This window comes from Erythrobacter sp. JB2-19, assembly GCF_057365005.1.
This window is the reverse complement of sequence record NZ_CP200290.1, coordinates 553,283-569,591: the sequence shown is the minus strand read 5'-3', so window position 1 is coordinate 569,591 and position 16,309 is coordinate 553,283. Positions and strand designations below refer to the sequence as shown.

At 57.1% G+C, this 16,309-nt stretch carries 17 protein-coding genes; 10 read left to right on the top strand and 7 right to left on the bottom strand.

The genetic code is table 11. From position 1 onward, the window contains the following. Positions 1-14: 14 nt before the first annotated feature. From AC0V6O_RS02870 to AC0V6O_RS02855, 4 genes are all read right to left on the bottom strand, one after another. Positions 15-833 carry a crotonase/enoyl-CoA hydratase family protein gene (locus AC0V6O_RS02870; RefSeq protein ID WP_486141420.1) on the bottom strand — a complete coding sequence of 273 codons (819 nt, stop codon included), beginning with the start codon at positions 831-833 and terminating at the stop codon, positions 15-17. A gap of 88 nt (positions 834-921) precedes the next feature. Continuing rightward, the gene (locus AC0V6O_RS02865; protein ID WP_472639712.1) at positions 922-1,347 is read right to left on the bottom strand and encodes a winged helix-turn-helix domain-containing protein; all 426 of its coding nucleotides are present in this window, start codon (positions 1,345-1,347) and stop codon (positions 922-924) included. A gap of 314 nt (positions 1,348-1,661) precedes the next feature. Beyond that, entirely contained in the window at positions 1,662-2,120 is a 459-nt protein-coding gene (locus AC0V6O_RS02860) for a helix-turn-helix transcriptional regulator (protein ID WP_486141419.1), read from the bottom strand. Between the two features lie 100 nt (positions 2,121-2,220). After that, entirely contained in the window at positions 2,221-3,420 is a 1,200-nt protein-coding gene (locus AC0V6O_RS02855; protein ID WP_486141418.1) for an LL-diaminopimelate aminotransferase, read from the bottom strand. A 125-nt stretch (positions 3,421-3,545) separates the two neighbouring features. Here AC0V6O_RS02855 and AC0V6O_RS02850 point away from each other — a divergent pair, with 125 nt between their 5' ends. Then, positions 3,546-5,531 carry a PHA/PHB synthase family protein gene (locus tag AC0V6O_RS02850; RefSeq protein WP_486141417.1) on the top strand — a complete coding sequence of 662 codons (1,986 nt, stop codon included), beginning with the start codon at positions 3,546-3,548 and terminating at the stop codon, positions 5,529-5,531. Here the strand turns inward: AC0V6O_RS02850 and AC0V6O_RS02845 are convergent. Next, positions 5,528-6,028 carry a hypothetical protein gene (locus AC0V6O_RS02845; RefSeq protein WP_486141416.1) on the bottom strand — a complete coding sequence of 167 codons (501 nt, stop codon included), beginning with the start codon at positions 6,026-6,028 and terminating at the stop codon, positions 5,528-5,530. The two genes, AC0V6O_RS02850 and AC0V6O_RS02845, sit on opposite strands and share 4 nt — an antisense overlap. Between AC0V6O_RS02845 and AC0V6O_RS02840 the strand changes: the two genes are divergently transcribed. From AC0V6O_RS02840 to AC0V6O_RS02815, 6 genes are all read left to right on the top strand, one after another. Next, on the top strand, positions 6,027-6,467 hold the full coding sequence (locus AC0V6O_RS02840; protein WP_486141415.1) for a phasin family protein: 441 nt from the start codon (positions 6,027-6,029) through the stop codon (positions 6,465-6,467). The two genes, AC0V6O_RS02845 and AC0V6O_RS02840, sit on opposite strands and share 2 nt — an antisense overlap. 325 nt (positions 6,468-6,792) lie before the next feature. Continuing rightward, positions 6,793-7,122 (top strand): ATP-dependent Clp protease adapter ClpS, encoded by a 330-nt coding sequence (gene clpS, locus AC0V6O_RS02835; protein ID WP_486145474.1) that lies wholly within the window; start codon positions 6,793-6,795, stop codon positions 7,120-7,122. A gap of 195 nt (positions 7,123-7,317) precedes the next feature. After that, complete coding sequence (gene lptF, locus AC0V6O_RS02830; protein WP_472639719.1) at positions 7,318-8,565, top strand: LPS export ABC transporter permease LptF; 1,248 nt, start codon at positions 7,318-7,320, stop codon at positions 8,563-8,565. An 18-nt stretch (positions 8,566-8,583) separates the two neighbouring features. Beyond that, on the top strand, positions 8,584-9,681 hold the full coding sequence (lptG, locus tag AC0V6O_RS02825) for an LPS export ABC transporter permease LptG (RefSeq protein WP_486141414.1): 1,098 nt from the start codon (positions 8,584-8,586) through the stop codon (positions 9,679-9,681). Further along, on the top strand, positions 9,678-10,196 hold the full coding sequence (locus tag AC0V6O_RS02820) for a GNAT family N-acetyltransferase (protein WP_486141413.1): 519 nt from the start codon (positions 9,678-9,680) through the stop codon (positions 10,194-10,196). Before lptG ends, AC0V6O_RS02820 begins: the two co-directional genes overlap by 4 nt. A 107-nt stretch (positions 10,197-10,303) precedes the next feature. Then, the gene (locus tag AC0V6O_RS02815; protein WP_486141412.1) at positions 10,304-10,651 is read left to right on the top strand and encodes a hypothetical protein; all 348 of its coding nucleotides are present in this window, start codon (positions 10,304-10,306) and stop codon (positions 10,649-10,651) included. Positions 10,652-10,667: 16 nt separating this feature from the next. Here the strand turns inward: AC0V6O_RS02815 and AC0V6O_RS02810 are convergent, their stop codons facing one another. Beyond that, positions 10,668-11,759, bottom strand: a complete 1,092-nt coding sequence (locus tag AC0V6O_RS02810; protein WP_486141411.1) for a fatty acid desaturase family protein — start codon at positions 11,757-11,759, stop codon at positions 10,668-10,670. Positions 11,760-11,910: 151 nt separating this feature from the next. On the opposite strand from AC0V6O_RS02810, the gene AC0V6O_RS02805 reads away from it, so the two are divergent. The 3 genes from AC0V6O_RS02805 (at position 11,911) to AC0V6O_RS02795 (ending at position 14,744) form a co-directional block, all read left to right on the top strand. Continuing rightward, complete coding sequence (locus tag AC0V6O_RS02805; protein ID WP_486141410.1) at positions 11,911-13,071, top strand: N-acetyltransferase; 1,161 nt, start codon at positions 11,911-11,913, stop codon at positions 13,069-13,071. Between the two features lie 98 nt (positions 13,072-13,169). Continuing rightward, positions 13,170-13,601: a response regulator gene (locus AC0V6O_RS02800; RefSeq protein WP_486141409.1), complete on the top strand. Its 432-nt coding sequence runs from the start codon at positions 13,170-13,172 to the stop codon at positions 13,599-13,601. A gap of 348 nt (positions 13,602-13,949) precedes the next feature. Further along, positions 13,950-14,744, top strand: coding sequence for a response regulator (locus AC0V6O_RS02795; RefSeq protein ID WP_486145472.1), 795 nt, complete (start codon positions 13,950-13,952; stop codon positions 14,742-14,744). 25 nt (positions 14,745-14,769) lie between these two features. Here AC0V6O_RS02795 and AC0V6O_RS02790 read toward each other — a convergent pair whose 3' ends face one another. Next, complete coding sequence (locus tag AC0V6O_RS02790) at positions 14,770-16,305, bottom strand: HWE histidine kinase domain-containing protein (protein ID WP_486141408.1); 1,536 nt, start codon at positions 16,303-16,305, stop codon at positions 14,770-14,772. Positions 16,306-16,309 lie beyond the last annotated feature (4 nt).

Here is a 16,309-nt window from a genome sequence, read left to right as displayed (position 1 = left end):
GTTAAGCCGCAGCCTCACACATCGTCGAAATTGGCCTTGCGCTTTTCCATGCCAGCCATCACCGCCTCGACCTGATTTTTGGTGCGCATGATCCCGTGCTGCTCGATGCTTTCCTCCATCAGGATCGTATCAGTGTCGCTTTCCAGCATACCTGCTTGCAACCGTTTGGCTGCCCGGATCGCGTGGGGATTGCGATTGGCAATCTCGCTGGCGATCAGAGTGGCGCGCGCGACCGGATCTTCATCAACGTGGGTTGCGAGGCCCAGCTGATGCGCCTCCGCCCCGGAAAACTCGCGATTGGTATAAATAAGCTCACGCAACACATCATCACGCACCAGCCCGCGCCACAGCGCATAGCCACCCATGTCCGGCACCAGACCCCATTTCATCTCCATGATGGCCATACGGGTCTCAGGATGGACAACGCGAATGTCAGCCCCGCTGGCAATCTGCAAGCCCCCGCCAAAGCACACGCCGTGCACCGCCGCAATCACCGGCACAGGTAGCTTGCGCCATTGCATGGCCACCTGCTGAAACTTGTTGGCATTGCCGTAGGTCCGCTCTGTCAATTCCGGTTCATCCGGACTGGGTGGCCGCGAGAAATTCGACAGGTCGAGCCCAGCGCAAAATGCGCGGCCTTCGCCCGAGAGGACAACCGCACGAAGGCCCTTCATCCGCTGCAATTGGCTGCTCGCCTCAATGATCCGCTGAAACATCTCAGGATCGAGTGCATTCATTTTGTCGCCGCGGGTAAAGCGCACCTGCGCCACCCCATCATCACTCAGCTCAATCGCAATGCGATCATTGGAAGTCATTGCAGCAGCTTCGGACATTGTCTTTTCCCTCAAGGTCTAGGAAACGGGCGCTCCGCCTCATCTACCAAAAGACTGCCGCAAGGCGTTCCTCAAGTCCAGACACACCTTAGGGTTTGCCGCTGACTTCGTTCTCGTCATGCTCCGACGTTTCATTAGAAAATTTGAACACACCCGGTTCAGCGGGAACATCAAGGAAGTACCCACGGTTTTCATCCGTCACCAGGATGTGCGCCAGATCGAAACCAGCCAGTTTTGCCCGAACACGGGCGACGTGGACGGCAACACTATTGGTCTCTGGTTCGTACATTATGCGCCAAACATCGGCGAGCAATTGCTCTCGCGATAATGTAACCTGAGGCTCTTCAGCAAGCCGCCACAGCAGTTCAAATTCACGCGGATGAAGCCCGAGCCAGCGATCCTCGATCCGGCCATCGCGATGGAAAAGGTCCAGTGTTAGATCACCCGCCTCCCGAAATCTGGGGATCAGAGCGTCGCCATCAGGCACCAGATTATAGGCTGCGATCGAGCTCACGGCCCACTCCATGATGCAGCACCCCACATTGTACAACCGCCCCTGAATTCGGCCTACAGACAGAATAGGCGAAGTATTAACGCCATCCGCTATCTTAACTATGTTCGGTATTATGCATCTTAAAGGAATGTACAATGAATTCGTTCCCGGCCTCAGCTCGGCATTTTTCAAATGTCATGTACATCAATTACTTGCGCATATCTGTGGTGTGATTTTCTTTGAAAGCACTGTCGGCGCCATTCAGAAACACCCATCTCTCCGGGCACCAACAGTGTGGCGGCCCACCCTAAACCTCCCAGATTTGCGGGGGTGCTTTAAGCGCTAGCGTCCATGATATCGCTGAGCGCCTGAGCGGCGCTAAGCGCCAAGATAACAGCAAGAAGGACACCGAAGGCGATCCCGACGACCGCTGCTAGCCGGGCCAAGACCCCATAGCGGCCATCAAAAATGCCGAGCGAAATCTTGCTTTCGCCAGTTCCCGGGAAGCCCATCTGCCCGGGGAATTGAACCGGACCAATAAATGGTTTCAAACCCGGGCTGCCTTCGCCCGTCCCTGATCCGGATGGTGAAGGCTTCGTCGCGCGATATTTCTCAACCAGCTCATTCAGGCTGCCAGCTTCATAGACGTCTTTGAGAGCCCTGATATGCTGATTGATGCGGGTCTCAGAAACCCCCATCTCCTGAGCAATGACTTTGATCGGGACGCGCCGATCAATCCGCTCGATAACGTCACGCTGCCGATCGGTTAATGGCCGTGGGTCGGCGGATGGCATTTGCCTCTCCTCAAATCGGCAGTGCTTTTGCGAACAACGCTCGCCAAGCCATTCCGCTCCGAACCAAACTCAAGAATTTCTCTTTGAGCCATTCTCTATCTCAAGACGCCCCCGCGTTGAGACCAAGCGAGGCAAAATATTTTTTAATGTTTCTCGCCGCTTGCCTCAGCCGCTGCTCATTTTCGACCATCGCAATGCGTACAAAGCCTTCACCTTCCTCTCCGTAACCAACGCCAGGAGCAACGGCGACCTCCGCCTCGGTCAGCAGTTTTTTGGAAAATTCAAGGCTGCCCATCTCCGCCAGCGATGGCGGCAAAGGCGCCCAGGCAAACATAGAGGCCGATGGTGACGGAATGTCCCAGCCCGCGCGGCCAAACGCCTCCACCATCACATCGCGGCGTTTGCGATAGAGGTTACGATTGCTTTCAACGATGTCTTGCGGGCCATTGAGCGCAGCGCAAGCCGCCGCCTGGATCGGCGTAAATGCACCATAATCGAGATAGGATTTCACCCGGGTCAAAGCGGCAATCAGCTGCTTATTACCGACCGCAAAGCCCATTCGCCAGCCAGCCATCGAATACGTCTTTGACATGCTGGTAAACTCAACCGCGACGTCTTTTGCCCCTTTCACCTGCATGATGGAGGGCGTTGGATTGTCGTCATAATAGAGCTCTGAGTACGCAAGGTCGGACAGGACCCAAACCTTGTTCTCGTGCGCCCAAGCAACCAGCCGCTCATAAAACGCAAGGTCGACAACTTCTGCCGTTGGGTTTGAAGGATAGCTCACAACAAGCACGCTGGGGCGCGGCACGGTGAAGTTCATCGCACTTTCGAGCGAGCGCCAATAATCCTCGTCAGGCGTCGTTGGGATCGCGCGAATGGTCGCCCCTGCAATGATGAAGCCAAAGGTGTGGATCGGGTATGATGGATTGGGTGCAAGGACGACGTCACCCGGCGCAGTGATCGCATTGGCCAGACTGCCCAACCCTTCCTTCGATCCCATAGTAACCACGACTTCGCTCTCAGGGTCGAGATCGACCCCAAAGCGGCGACCATAATAATTCGCCTGAGCCTTGCGCAGACCCGGAATGCCTTTGGACTGCGAATAGCCATGCGCATTGGGTTTCGCGGCGACTTCGCACAATTTGTCTATCACGTGTTGAGGAGGAGGTTGATCCGGGTTTCCCATACCCAGATCAATAATGTCCTTACCTGCCGAGCGCGCTTCGTGACGCATCGCATTAACTTCAGCGATTACGTACGGCGGCAGCCGCTTCATACGGTAGAATTGGTCGTTCATTGCGATCCTTACCCAGTTTTGCGCAATCATCATAGCGACAGGAGCACGAGATCAGTTTAGGCGATTAACGGTCGAAGTGGGAAGGCAATTTCGCTATTCTGCTGGGGAACGTCAGAAAACCCCCTATGGTGAGTTGGGAAAGCGGAGCACAAACGGCCATGTCACAAGACGATCCCTCCAACACAATGCTAGGGGGCGGCGAACCATTTCGCGCCTTTTTCGACATGCAGGGCGAGGCGATGCGAGAGATGTTTTCGCAAGCGACCAGCAACGGCGCGCCGGGCGCAGACAGCGTTGGCGGCGAGAACAGCGGCGGCCTATTTAGCAAAACACCCTCTGCTGGCGAGCTGGCCGAATGGGCCAAAGCCAGTTCGGAGCTGCAGAAAATGTGGCTCGAATTTGCCGCCTATCAGGCCAGTGAAACCGCAAAGAAGGTGACCCAAGGCAGCAATCCTTTGGATCCAGCACAGTGGATGCTGATGACGCAAAGCCTTTTGAAGCAAGCACCGACCAATCCGCTGGAGGCGCCGGCCAAGCTTGCTCAGGAAACGCTGCAATTGTGGCAAGGCGTAATGGGCCGGTTCGCTGCGCCTATGGCTGGCGGCGTCGCGGCCGCATCTAAAGGCGAACCGCAACTGCCGCGCAAAGACCGCCGCTTCGCCGATCCAGCGTGGAGTGAGTATCCCGCCTTTGCTCTGCTGCATCAGACTTATCTGATGCTTGCGGAGCATTTCCAAGCTTCCGTCAAATCGATGAAAGGCGTCGACAAGGAAAAACGCCGCCAGTTGGAATTTGCAGTGACCGCTCTGGCGGAGGCGATGAGCCCGGACAATTTTCTACTCACCAATCCGGTTGTGATGAAGCGCACGGTTGAGACGCGCGGGCAAAATCTGGTGCGCGGGATGAAACACCTCATCACAGATCTTAAGCGCGGGCAGCTGACCCATACAGATGCCAATGCCTTTACCCTGGGTGAGAACCTGGCCGCGAGCCCCGGCAAGGTCGTGCACGAAACCGATCTGTTTCAGCTGATTCAATACAGCCCATCGACCAAAGACATCTATGACGTACCGCTGGTGATCTTCCCGCCATGGATCAACCGGTTCTACATCCTCGACCTGACACCAAAAAAGAGCTTCATCAAATGGGCCGTTGATCAGGGCCTGACCGTATTCGTGGTCAGTTGGAAGTCTGCCGATGAGAGCATGGGTGAAGTTGTATGGGATGATTATATCCGCTCGCAGATCGAAGCGATCGATCTGGTGAGAGAGCGCCTGTCTGTGCCCGCAGTGCATACGATCGGCTATTGCGTAGCAGGCACCACGCTGGCCGCGACATTGGCCGTGCTGGAGCGCCGCGGCGAGGCGGACAAAGTCAAAACAGCGACATTCTTCACCGCGCAAGTGGACTTTGAGAAGAGCGGTGAGCTGAAACACTTCATCAAAGACAGCCATCTGGAAATGATCGATACGCTCTCTCCCAAGGGCTATCTCGATGGCCGCTATCTTGCGGCGACCTTTAACGCGCTGCGCGGCAAGGACCTGATCTGGAATTACGTCGTCAACAATTATCTGCTGGGCGAGGATTATCCCGCCTTTGACCTGCTGCATTGGAACGGCGACGTCACCAACCTGCCGTCCAAATGGCATAACGGCTATCTGCGCGACCTCTACCGCGACAATAAGCTGGTGGTGCCAGATGCGCTGTCGGCCGACGGCACACCGATTGATCTGACGCAGGTCAAAACGCCCAGCTTTGTCCAAGCCGGTAAGGAAGATCACATCGCGCCAGCGGAAAGCGTGTGGCGCCTGACCGAACATTTCAACGGACCGATGGAGTTCCTGCTCGCCGGCTCCGGCCATATCGCTGGCGTCGTGAACCCTCCGGCAGCGGGTAAGTACCAATATTGGCTGGGTGATAGCGAAGCAGGATCACTCAAAGCCTTCGTCGAGAGCGCAGAAGAGCATCCGGGCAGTTGGTGGCCGCATTGGCTGGGCTGGCTGGATCAGCAGGCGCCGGAAAAAGTACCTGTGAAGGGCAAGCGCAAGCCTGGTGGACGCGGTGATACAGTCATCGAAGATGCGCCCGGACGCTACGTTAAAACCCGCTAAATATCTGTTTTAAAGTTATTTATTCGCTTATTGTGCAGTGCACAAAAAATGCTTGACTTCGCAGTTGCGATCGCTATTTTGTGCAGTGCAACATAAAGTGAGGTTACTATGGCTACCAACGCCCCATCTAAGATTGATGCTGCTGCTGAGAAGGCATATGCCGAAGCTGCTGCAAAGAAGACTGTAAGCGAAACATCTGCCCCAAAGGCGGTTGACGCCGACGCACCGAAGCCAGCCCCAAAGGCAGCGGTGGTGAAAAAAGCAGCCGCAGCTCCTGCTGCTAAGAAGACTGCGGCGAAAAAAGCACCTGCCAAGAAAAAGGCAGCCGCCAAGAAGACCGCTGCGAAGAAGAAGCCAGCGGCGCGCAAGGCAGCCCCTAAGAAGGTCGCCGCTAAAAAGACCGCTGCGAAGAAGCCTGCTGCCAAGAAGGCACCAGCAAAAGCCGCAGCGAAGACCACAGATACCAATCCAGTCATCAAACTGAAGGACACCATCATGGCCACTGCCAAGAACACCGACATCACCGCGACTGCCAAGGAATTGGCTGCGGACGTCCAAACCCGCGTAAAGACCGCCGCTGCCAAGGGCACTGAGCTGGCAAGCGAAGTTGGCGAGTTCAACAAAGCCAATGTCGATGCCGTCGTTGAATCGGGCAAGATCCTGCTTGCAGGCATGCAAGACATGGGCCGCGAGCAAGTTGAAACCGGCAAGACCGTCGTTGAAACCGTCACCGGAGACGTGAAAAAAATGGCTTCGGTTAAGTCGCCAACCGAACTGATCCAGATGCAGGGCGAATTGACCCGTCGCAACTTTGACGCGGTTGTTTCTTACGGTTCCAAGCGCACCGAAGCATGGGTGAAGCTTTACAACGAAGCGTTCGCACCAATTTCGAACCGCGTTAGCGTAGCTGCTGAGAAAGTCTCGAAAGCTGCCTAATTCGAACATTCGAATTTGAACAAAGAGCTTTTCAGAGCCAGCCTCTCCACTCTCCCAACTGGCTCTCGAAAACGCGCGAAAGCGCCGGGCCGGATAGACCATCATGGTTTGTCCGGCCCCTCTATTTTTAAGTGCTGAAATGAGCACGCCTGCGCGGCGAATGCGCCGAAACTGTACGGCAATCAGGCGAATCGTCTTGGTAAAACCTTAAGGTTGCGCAAGGCACCTTGCAGATGGACCAACCTTTCCGATATTGCACATCATGATGACTGACACTCTGCCTCTCACCCTCAGCCATGCGACCACACCTCTATTGCTGCCGCAATTGTCGGCCGGCGATGACAGCGATGACGGGTCGGAGAGCGAAGTTGGTGTCGCGACCAAAACTCGCACAAAGCCAAAGAAACCCAGCCAATACAAAGTGCTGCTGCTGAACGATGACTACACCCCGATGGAATTCGTAGTGATGGTTCTGAAGCGCTTCTTCTCGATGGATTTGGAGCAAGCGACGCGGGTGATGCTGCATGTGCATCAAAAGGGCGTCGGCGTGTGTGGGATCTTCCCCTATGAAGTGGCCGAGACGAAGGTCAATCAGGTGATGGATTTTGCCAAGCAGCACCAGCACCCGCTGCAATGCACGCTTGAAAAGGCGTGAGGGCAGCGTGGGCCACTGAGCCCGCGGCCCGCTAGCCTTATGTGGCAGCCCCACCATCCACGACGCTTACGCAGACGGCAGATGACCCCGGTCAAAAACCTCGCTATGGGCCTTGATAAGACACCGCTTCGCTAGGGCAATTACCCGCGCGAACACGCCGCGAAACCTTTGGATGTGAAAGCCAGCTAAGCTCCCGTGCTCAACGCTTTTCCCAGTATTGATCGATATATCTTCCGGCTGGTGGTGTTTCCAATGCTGGGCGTGTTTGCGCTCGCTGCCTCGCTGCTGATGCTCGACAAAATGCTGCGCCTGTTCGATTTCGTCGCAGTAGAAGGCGGCCCGATTGGCGTTGTTTTCAAGATGCTGGGTGCGCTGATCCCAGAATATGCCAGCCTCGCGATCCCGCTGGGCCTGCTGCTCGGTATTCTGCTCGCCTTTAGAAAACTGGCGACCTCCAGCGAGCTCGATGTGATGCGTGCCGTCGGCCTCAGCTATTGGCGGCTGTTGCGTGTTCCCTATGCGATCACATGCGTGCTGGTGGCGATCAATGTGGCGCTGGTGTTCTATGTCCAGCCGATCAGCCGATATTATTACGAGCAGATGGAGTTTGAGCTGCGCTCTGGCGCGCTGGGCGCATCGATAAAGGTTGGCGAATTCAACACTCTGGCCGACCGCATGGCTTTGCGAATTGAGGAAAGCGAAGACGAAGGACGGCGGTTGATCGGCATCTTTGCCCGTGTCTCCAACTCTCAGGATCAAGTGCTGTCGATCAGCGCCCGCGAAGGCGCGTTCCTGGCGACCAGCGACGATCCCAACACGATCATCCTGCGCCTGTCCGAAGGCACCATCGTCCAAGACACCGGCAGCGAGACCCCGCGCGTTCTGTCCTTCAGCCGCCATGACCTGCCCATAGACCTGCCTGCGATTGAGGAGTTCCGTGCGCGCGGCGATGCGGAGCGAGAATACATCCTGCCCGAATTGCTCAGGATCGGATGGTCAGATGACAATGTCGCAGAGCTGGACCGTGACGCCAGCCAGGCAAGCTTTCACTTCCGATTGGTCGAGGTGGTTATGATGTTCCTGATGCCACTGCTGGCGGTGGCGTTGGCGATCCCGCCCAAACGATCGACCAGCGCGCTGGGCGTGTTCGTCTCGATTGTGATGGTGGTCGCCTATCACAAGATCAATCAATATGGCGAAGACATCGCGACGCTGGGCCGGATCGATCCGATCATCGCATTGTGGGGCCCATTCGTGGTGTTCGCCGCGCTGATCCTGTGGATGTATTACCGCGTCGCCCATGTGCCCGGCGGGCAAGCGATTGGTGCGCTGGAAACTGGTACCGCAAAGATCGGCAAGGGACTGCGCAAGCTGTTTGACCGGCGAAAGCCGCACCGACTGCGCGGGCCCGATCCTGACCCGCAACCATCACCAGCGGAATAGGCAGGGTATAGCCTCAATATGCAGCTCGACTTCTTCCCTTCGCGCACGCTCACGCTCTACCTGGCAAAGATGTTCGTCGTGCGGATCCTCGCGGTCCTGGTGATGCTGGTGCTTGTGTTGATGATGCTCGACCTGCTGTCGAACAGCGGCGACATCCTGGCGGTGCCTGGCAATGGCGATAGCGAGGTCTGGAAATACGCCAGCCTGCGCATTCCTCAACTAATATCGCGCTTCCTACCCTATTCTGTGCTGCTCGCGACGCTCATTACCTTGGTGACGCTGAACCAAAACAGCGAGGTCGTAGCGATGAAGGCCGCTGGCCTCTCTGCACATCAAGTGCTCTCGCCTCTGCTGCTCACAGCCGCGCTGGTTTCGGTGATCAGCTTCGGTTTTCACGATCGCGTAGTGACCCGGGCGACCGCTACACTCAAAGCCTGGGAAGCGGCCGATTATGGTCCGATACCAGAGGCCTCCAGCATCAAGGCCAACGTCTATCTCACCGATGGTTCTAGCATTTTGTCTGCCGCCAGCCTCAGCGGCACAGGCGAACAAATCACCATGACCAATGTCACCTGGTATGAGCGCGCACCGGGCGGCATCATTCGCCAGCAAGTGCTTGCGCCGCGCGCTGTCTATGCCAACCCCGGCTGGAAACTGGAAAATCCAGTGAGCTTTGAGGTTGGCAGCGCGGACAGCCAGCCGCTGGAAAACCTGACCGTTGGAACAAGCATCTCGCCAGAGCGGATTGGCCTGGAATCGATCGATCCAGAGGCTTTGTCCTTCTTCGAGCTGTCAGAAACAATCGATGCCTATGAGGCCGCTGGCCGGCGAACCTCAGAAATGAAAGCCAAATGGTGGCACAAATTGTCCGGCCCGCTATCCGCATTTTTGATGCCGCTGCTGGGTGCAATCGCCGCCTTTGGCCTCGCCCGATCAGGTCAATTGTTCGTGCGCGCGATCATCGGCATGGGTCTGGGCTTCGCCTATTTCGTGGTCGACAATGCCGCACTGGCGATGGGCAGCTTTGGCGGGTATCCGCCGTTCCTAGCCGCATGGGCTCCGTTCTTCCTGTTCTTCCTTGTGGGTGAGACCGTTCTCATACGGACCGAGGAATGAGCGGGTTCTCCATTCGCCTCTCGCGCAAAGAGGATGCAGAGTACTTCTTTTGTGTCGAAGACGATGCAGCGGAACTATTGCGCCAGGCTCCTGAGCTGGAGGGCATTCCGATCCCGCCTACATCCAGCGTCGAGCATCACATCAAAGCGATAGCGCATGGACGCTCGCTGACCGCCGTAGCTGGCGAGGAAATCGTCGGCTTTGCTGAAGCTGGCCCGGTTCGCAGGGAACTGCATTTGCACGAGCTCAGCGTATCGCGAAAGCACCAGAGGCAAGGGATTGGTGCAACCCTGCTGGGCGCTTTGAAAATTGATGCGCGCAACTCCGGCTTCAAGGCGATCACACTCAATACGTTTCGCGATATCGCCTGGAACGCGCCGTTTTATGCGCGGCATGGCTTTGTTGAGGTGGAGAATTTTGAAGGGCGTCCGCATTTGGCTGAATCGCTGGAGGGTGCCGTCGCTTTGGGCATTCCCGCCGAGAGCCGCTGTGCGATGATCCATTTCCTCGATTGACCGCCCCGCGGTGGTCATGAGCGCTCTCAGCCACGCTTTGCCGCAAGCTGGTTTGAACACACCCGCCTTCCTGCCTAAGCTGAGTGCCAAGCCTTGGGAGGACAAAAATGAAGTGCATTCAACTCATCGGCGCATTGGGCGCCGCCATGCTGCTGTCAGCCTGCGGCAATGGCAATGATGAAACCGCTGAGGCCTCAGCAGAGTTAATCCCGCTAGAGGATGTCGATGAGCCAACCGATGAAGAGATGGCCCTCGGCGTGGGCGCAGAGGATGCTGCCGATGGTGGCGATGGCAAAGGCAGCGGCAATGATGCGACCTCAGGCCTCAACATCACCAGCGGGCCAGATTATGGCGGGGACGCAGCGAGCGGTTCTGAAACGATGATCCGCGGCGAAAGCTCGCAAGAGATCGATGCCAAAGCGTCTAAACTGATAAAGGCTGACCCAGTTCAGTAGCCTTAGCCGTCGCCGCTCAGCGCATCATGGTGCTGCGCGCGATCCGGCCAACCAGCGGCAGCAGGCCAGGATGGTTTGCACCGGAATAGGTTGAACCTGCACCGAACTCCGCCGCCAGCCGCCGATGCGCCTCTGGTAGGTCGTGATAGGGCATGGACGGCATAAGATGGTGGAGCGCATGATAACGCAGACCAACAGGCGCCCAGACCTCAGCAATCGGACCGGGGGGCGGCACATTCACGCTGTCGAGGAATTGCGCGGTCACCGTCATCGGCTCACCTTCGTTCTCCCACAAATGCGCCACCAATGTGCGCAGCTGGTTGAGAACCGCAGTGAGCGACAGAATAGCAAGCGCGATCAGGAGTGGTTGCCAGCCAAACACCTGCGTGCCGGCGAGCAGCGCCCATGACCAGACGAACACGCCCGCCTCCTGCCACTTCACCTGGCGAGACAGCTCACCCTTGGGCGGCTTACGGCGGAAATCGGGATTGATCGACAGCGCAGAAAACCGCTCCCACACGAAAGTGCGGACCGGCGGGATAATCGCACCCAGTGGCACCAGGATCGCCGCGCGCACGATCAGAGCAATTGGCGCGAGAAACGCGACCAACACAAAAGCGGGCAAGCTCCACGGCTTCATCAGCGCCAATGGCAGATATTCGGGATCTTCAATCGTGCCGTAACGCGTGCGGGTGTGGTGGATAGTGTGCACACCCTCATACATGAAGCTGGGGGTCAGCAGCGGAATGCCAACCAGCAGGTTCCAGCCCTTGCGAAAGCCAGGCAGTGCATCGCGGTGAATATGTGTAAGCTCGTGGATGAACATCAGCGAGCGGTAAAGCGCCAAAGCCGCGACCAGACCGAACACGGCCGATAATGCGAGATTACCGGACAAGATCGCGCCTGCGATACCCGCGTATCCGACACCGGTCGAAATCAGCATGTCAGACCAGTAAACGCCCGCACGTGCCTCGCCCAAATCCTTGGTCAGGTCGCGCGCGGCGCGCAGCATATCTTTGTCGTCGGTCGTCTGGAACTGCGCACGCGTGGGCACACCAGCGGTGTCGCTGGGCACGTCCTTAGCAGGGATCAGAGGTTGCTCAATCATCGTCATTACGGTGCTTTCAATTCCGCCATTTAGGCGATCTTACCGGCGAGGACAAACGCATCCTGTTGGCAAGAGTGATCGATTCTCTTGCACGTTGGCCGCTGCCGGGACAAACAGACGCCTTGGCAATGGACTGAACAAGGCGATCTGCGTGACCAATGCGCAAATAAGCATCGAAGCGGTAAGCGACAAGCGTGGGCGGGCGCAATTCGTTGATTTGGGGCGTGAATTTGCGGCATCCGTGCCGCACCACGTCCCACAATTGCGCTCTGAACTGCTGGAATTGGTCAACCCGGACAAGAACCCGTTTTTCAAGCACGGTAAGGCGCAACTGTTCATCGCCCACCGTGAAGGAAAAATGGTCGGGCGCATTTCAGCACAAATTGACGAGCTGGCGCTGGCCATGCCTGCCGAGCAGGGCTTTGGCCCGGGAACCGGCATGTTTGGATACTTCGATGCGGCCGACGAACACGTGGGTTCAGCTCTGCTGGAAAAGGCTCAGAGCTGGCTCGCTGAGCAAGGGATGACGCGCGCCGTTGGCCCGATTTCCATGGCCATGTGGGAGGAGCCAGGGCTGCTGGTGAGCGGGCACGACCATTCGCCCATGATCATGATGGGTCATCATCCCGCGCAATATCAAAGCTGGATCGAAGGCGTTGGATACAGCCGCGCAAAGACGCTCTACACCTATGATCTCGACATCACGAAAGACTTCCCGCCGCTGGTGCAGCGGATCGTGAAGTCGGGCAAGCGCAACGAGCGGATCACCATTCGCCGCGTCGACAAATCCAATTGGGACCGTGATGCAGAGATCGTGCTGTCGATCCTCAATGATGCATGGTCAGACAATTGGGGTTTCACACCCTTCACCCCGGAAGAGGTCGCCTATGCAGGCAAGAAGCTGAAGACGATCATCTTCGAACCGCTGAATATGATTGCCGAGGTTGAGGGAAAGCCGGTTGCCTTCATGCTGACCTTCCCGGACATCAACGATGTGTTAGACAAAATTGATGGCAAGCTGCTGCCGTTTGGTTGGTTTCACATGCTGCGCTGGCTGCGCGGGCCGCGCGGATCAGGCATGCGAGTACCCCTGATGGGGGTTCTGAAAGAGGTTCAAAACTCACGATTGGCAAGCCAGCTGGCCTTCATGATGATCAACGAAATTCGCGAGAGTGCTTACACCACCTTTGCCTCCAAGCGTGCAGAGATCGGTTGGATCCTGGAAGATAATCAGGGAATGGTTGCGATCGCCGACACGATCCAGGCAGAGATCAACCGCGAATATGCGATCTATGAAAAACCGATAGCTTAGGGGCGACCACCCGGACATTCCGTCTTGCAGACTGTAACAAGAACGCCGATCTGTCCGTAAGGAAGATTGTCGTTCGCTAGTTCAGCCAAGGGTGAAGCATGCTCTCATTTCGCAAAGGCAAAGCTGCTCCAGCCCGCCTTCCTCGGCGTGTTCTGGTGGTTGAAGATCATGCTGAGCATGGCCGCGTGCTGGAAGAAGCCCTGATCCACGAAGGCGTCGACGAAGTGAACATCTGTCCTTCAACCGCTTGCTCGCTTGAACGTCTGCGCTCCGGCTCGTTCGATGCGATTATCCTTGATGTGCATTTGGCCGACAGCGACATGGGCTGGGAAGTCGCGGAACTCGTCGATGCCGTTGGCGGCAATGCCACTCGCATCATTTTTCAAACTGACGATCCCAGTGAAATTCCGCCAGCGGTCCAGAAACTCGGCCCTGTCCTCACCAAACCATACGGGCCAGACGACCTCATTGCGATGCTGAAAACGGCCCCGCGCAAAGGCATGTTTGATCGGTTCCGTCGCAGCCGTTGAACCCAACAGAGCTTTGCACGAATACGAAAAAAGGCCTCCACTCGGATGAGTGAAGGCCTTGGGATCGTACCACACGCCGCTTGGACGGGAGGGGGGTCTCGGCGGTGATACAGACAAAATGCGCCGCCTTCGCTCTGGTTCCCGTTGCCTTGAAATTTTTTGGAAACTCGCCTTCCAGATCGGGCAAACCGGGATCGCCTTCGTTCCGGCAGCTAGGGCAGGCATTCATCTCTGACATGACACCCGTTGCAACCAAGCGGGCGCGCGCCGCGTAACTGCAAGGAAGCTATAGAATAGGTGCACCAACCCGCTATAAAGGTGCTCAAATCCTTGAATGAAAGCGAACCAATGCCACTTGGCCAAGACATTGCTACCAATCTTCCTTATTTGCGGCGCTATGCACGGGCGCTGACCGGCGCGCAAAACACCGGCGATGCCTTTGTTCGTGCGACTCTAGAGGCGGCGCTGGCTGACGAGACGCTGAAGCAATCGCTCGAAGGCGGCCGGGTCGCATTATACGCTGCATTCAACAAGGTCTGGGCGAGCGCCTATATGGAAGTCACCAAAGACGAAACACCAGCGGGCGAGCATGAAGCAGCGGCCAAAGCGCGGCTTGAGGCAATCACACCGCTCAATCGTCAGGCCTTGCTACTTACCACACTGGAAGACTTCACGTCTGCGCAAGCAGCGCAAATCATGGAACTTGAACCAGCAGATGTTGAACGACTGGTGCAAGAGGCGGTGAGCGAAATTGACCGCGAGACCAGCACCGAGGTGCTGATTATTGAAGACGAACCGCTGATCTCAATGCAGCTCGAAGATTTGGTCAAATCGCTAGGTCACACGATTTGCGGCACGGCGGCGACGCGCACGCAAGCGCGCGAGGTCGCCGCGGAAAAGACCCCAGGATTGGTGCTGGCCGATATTCAGTTGGCCGATGGCTCATCCGGGCTAGACGCAGTCGACGACATCCTGGCGATTGGCGATGTCCCGGTGATCTTCATCACCGCCTATCCAGAGCGCCTGCTGACCGGGGATCGGCCAGAGCCAACCTATCTGGTGACTAAGCCATTTGAGGAACGCACCGTCAGCGCCGCCATCAGCCAGGCGCTGTTCTTCGGCTCCAGCAAACCGCTCGATTGATGTTCTAGGCAGGCTGCCCGATCAATCAGCCTGCCAATTGATCTCGAAGTTGAAACTCGCCAGCGGGGCGAACCGGCACGCGCATAGTGCAGCGCACGCCGCCAGTGTCGAAATGCAATTCAACCGGATGCCTTAATTCGTGAGCGACGATTTTCTGGATCAGTTCCGTGCCAAAACCGCTTCCGCGCACCTCGCTCACCTCTGGTCCGCCCGCCTCCAGCCATTCCACTTCGGCCAAATCCGGATCGACCAAAGACCATGTGATCGACACCCGGCCTACATCATCGCTGAGCGCACCATATTTGGCCGCATTGGTGGCAAGCTCGTGGATTGCCTGACCAAGGGTCAACGCGTCATTGGGGGCAAGCTCAACATCGGGACCTTCGATCTCAACCTCATGCTCTCTTGCTGCACTGACATGCGCCAACTCTGCTTTGACGACGGAGGCAATGGGTGTGGTTCCCCACTCTGAATTGGTTAGCAAATCGTGGGTCGCGGACAGAGCCCTGATCCGCCCGGCCAGCCCTTCCGCAAAGTCATCCAGATTGTCTGCCCGGCGGCGCGTCAACGAAAGCAGCGAAAGAACGTTTGCAAGCGTATTTTTGACCCGGTGATTAAGCTCTCTAGTCAGTGAATTGCGGATCGAGTGCTGTTCTTCGAAGAATTCGAGGCGCGCGTTGTCCTTGGCTATTTGCCGGGTCAGGATCCGCGCGAGCATTGCCAGCAAAGCGGCAACCGAAAGACCGAGCAGCAGAGTAACCACAGACAGCGGGGTCAGCAAAGCAGGCGTCGGCGCGGCCACTTCCAAGCGCATAGTGCGATTGGCAATCTGGATCGGTTTTTCGATCACATTGCTAGTGGAGGCAGTGGAAGAACGCTCTGCAAGCAATGCAGCCTGATCCTCCATCCCGTCAAACAGGCGCACAGCCAGATCGTTTTCAATCGCCAAATCCAGCGCCGCTGCAAGGAACATATTCGCGTTAAACGCGCGGTGGACAAAGCCCCTTGGCTCAACCTCAGCCGTATTCCCCGCCAGCACCGGCATAACAATCAGAAAGGCAGGAACCTCGCCGCCCTCCGGGCCAGCAATCATCAGTCTGCCAGAGGATGATGGTGCGCCGCTGCCTTGAACGGCGGCCAGAGTTTCCTGAAACATCGGGCTTGCTTGCCCGTCGACATCGGCAGGGTCAGCGTGCGACAGCCAGCCCATTGGCCCTGCCCCTGGCACTTCAAAATCCCCCTCCATCTCAGTGCTAAATTGCTGGAGCAGTTCCGGCGTGGGCCGCCCGCTGCTGGACAGCACCACAGCGCCCGCGTGCATGTAAGACACGGCAATATTGGCTTCATGGCCAAGCTCAGATGCGATGGATGCGGCGATCTTGCGGATCTGCAAGCTCTCGCTATGGCGCGCACCTGTCTCAATCGCGAATACGCTGAGCAAGGTGACAACGGAAATAGCGAGAAAAATGATAGCAGGCACGGCGCTCGGATAGGCAATCAACCATTGCCGAGCCCCGCCAAGCGGCACAGTATCTTTTCGTTTAGATGCCTTCGCCTGCATCAGT

Excerpts from the sequence above, each read along its gene's own strand:
- AC0V6O_RS02870 (WP_486141420.1), bottom strand. The coding sequence starts at position 833 with ATGTCCGAAGCTGCTGCAATGACTTCCAATGATCGCATTGCGATTGAG.
- AC0V6O_RS02860 (WP_486141419.1), bottom strand. The coding sequence starts at position 2,120 with ATGCCATCCGCCGACCCACGGCCATTAACCGATCGGCAGCGTGACGTT.
- AC0V6O_RS02855 (WP_486141418.1), bottom strand. The coding sequence starts at position 3,420 with ATGAACGACCAATTCTACCGTATGAAGCGGCTGCCGCCGTACGTAATC.
- AC0V6O_RS02850 (WP_486141417.1), top strand. The coding sequence starts at position 3,546 with ATGGTGAGTTGGGAAAGCGGAGCACAAACGGCCATGTCACAAGACGAT.
- AC0V6O_RS02840 (WP_486141415.1), top strand. The coding sequence starts at position 6,027 with ATGGCCACTGCCAAGAACACCGACATCACCGCGACTGCCAAGGAATTG.
- AC0V6O_RS02845 (WP_486141416.1), bottom strand. The coding sequence starts at position 6,028 with ATGATGGTGTCCTTCAGTTTGATGACTGGATTGGTATCTGTGGTCTTC.
- lptG (WP_486141414.1), top strand. The coding sequence starts at position 8,584 with ATGCAGCTCGACTTCTTCCCTTCGCGCACGCTCACGCTCTACCTGGCA.
- AC0V6O_RS02820 (WP_486141413.1), top strand. The coding sequence starts at position 9,678 with ATGAGCGGGTTCTCCATTCGCCTCTCGCGCAAAGAGGATGCAGAGTAC.
- AC0V6O_RS02815 (WP_486141412.1), top strand. The coding sequence starts at position 10,304 with ATGAAGTGCATTCAACTCATCGGCGCATTGGGCGCCGCCATGCTGCTG.
- AC0V6O_RS02810 (WP_486141411.1), bottom strand. The coding sequence starts at position 11,759 with ATGATTGAGCAACCTCTGATCCCTGCTAAGGACGTGCCCAGCGACACC.
- AC0V6O_RS02800 (WP_486141409.1), top strand. The coding sequence starts at position 13,170 with ATGCTCTCATTTCGCAAAGGCAAAGCTGCTCCAGCCCGCCTTCCTCGG.
- AC0V6O_RS02795 (WP_486145472.1), top strand. The coding sequence starts at position 13,950 with ATGCCACTTGGCCAAGACATTGCTACCAATCTTCCTTATTTGCGGCGC.
- AC0V6O_RS02790 (WP_486141408.1), bottom strand. The coding sequence starts at position 16,305 with ATGCAGGCGAAGGCATCTAAACGAAAAGATACTGTGCCGCTTGGCGGG.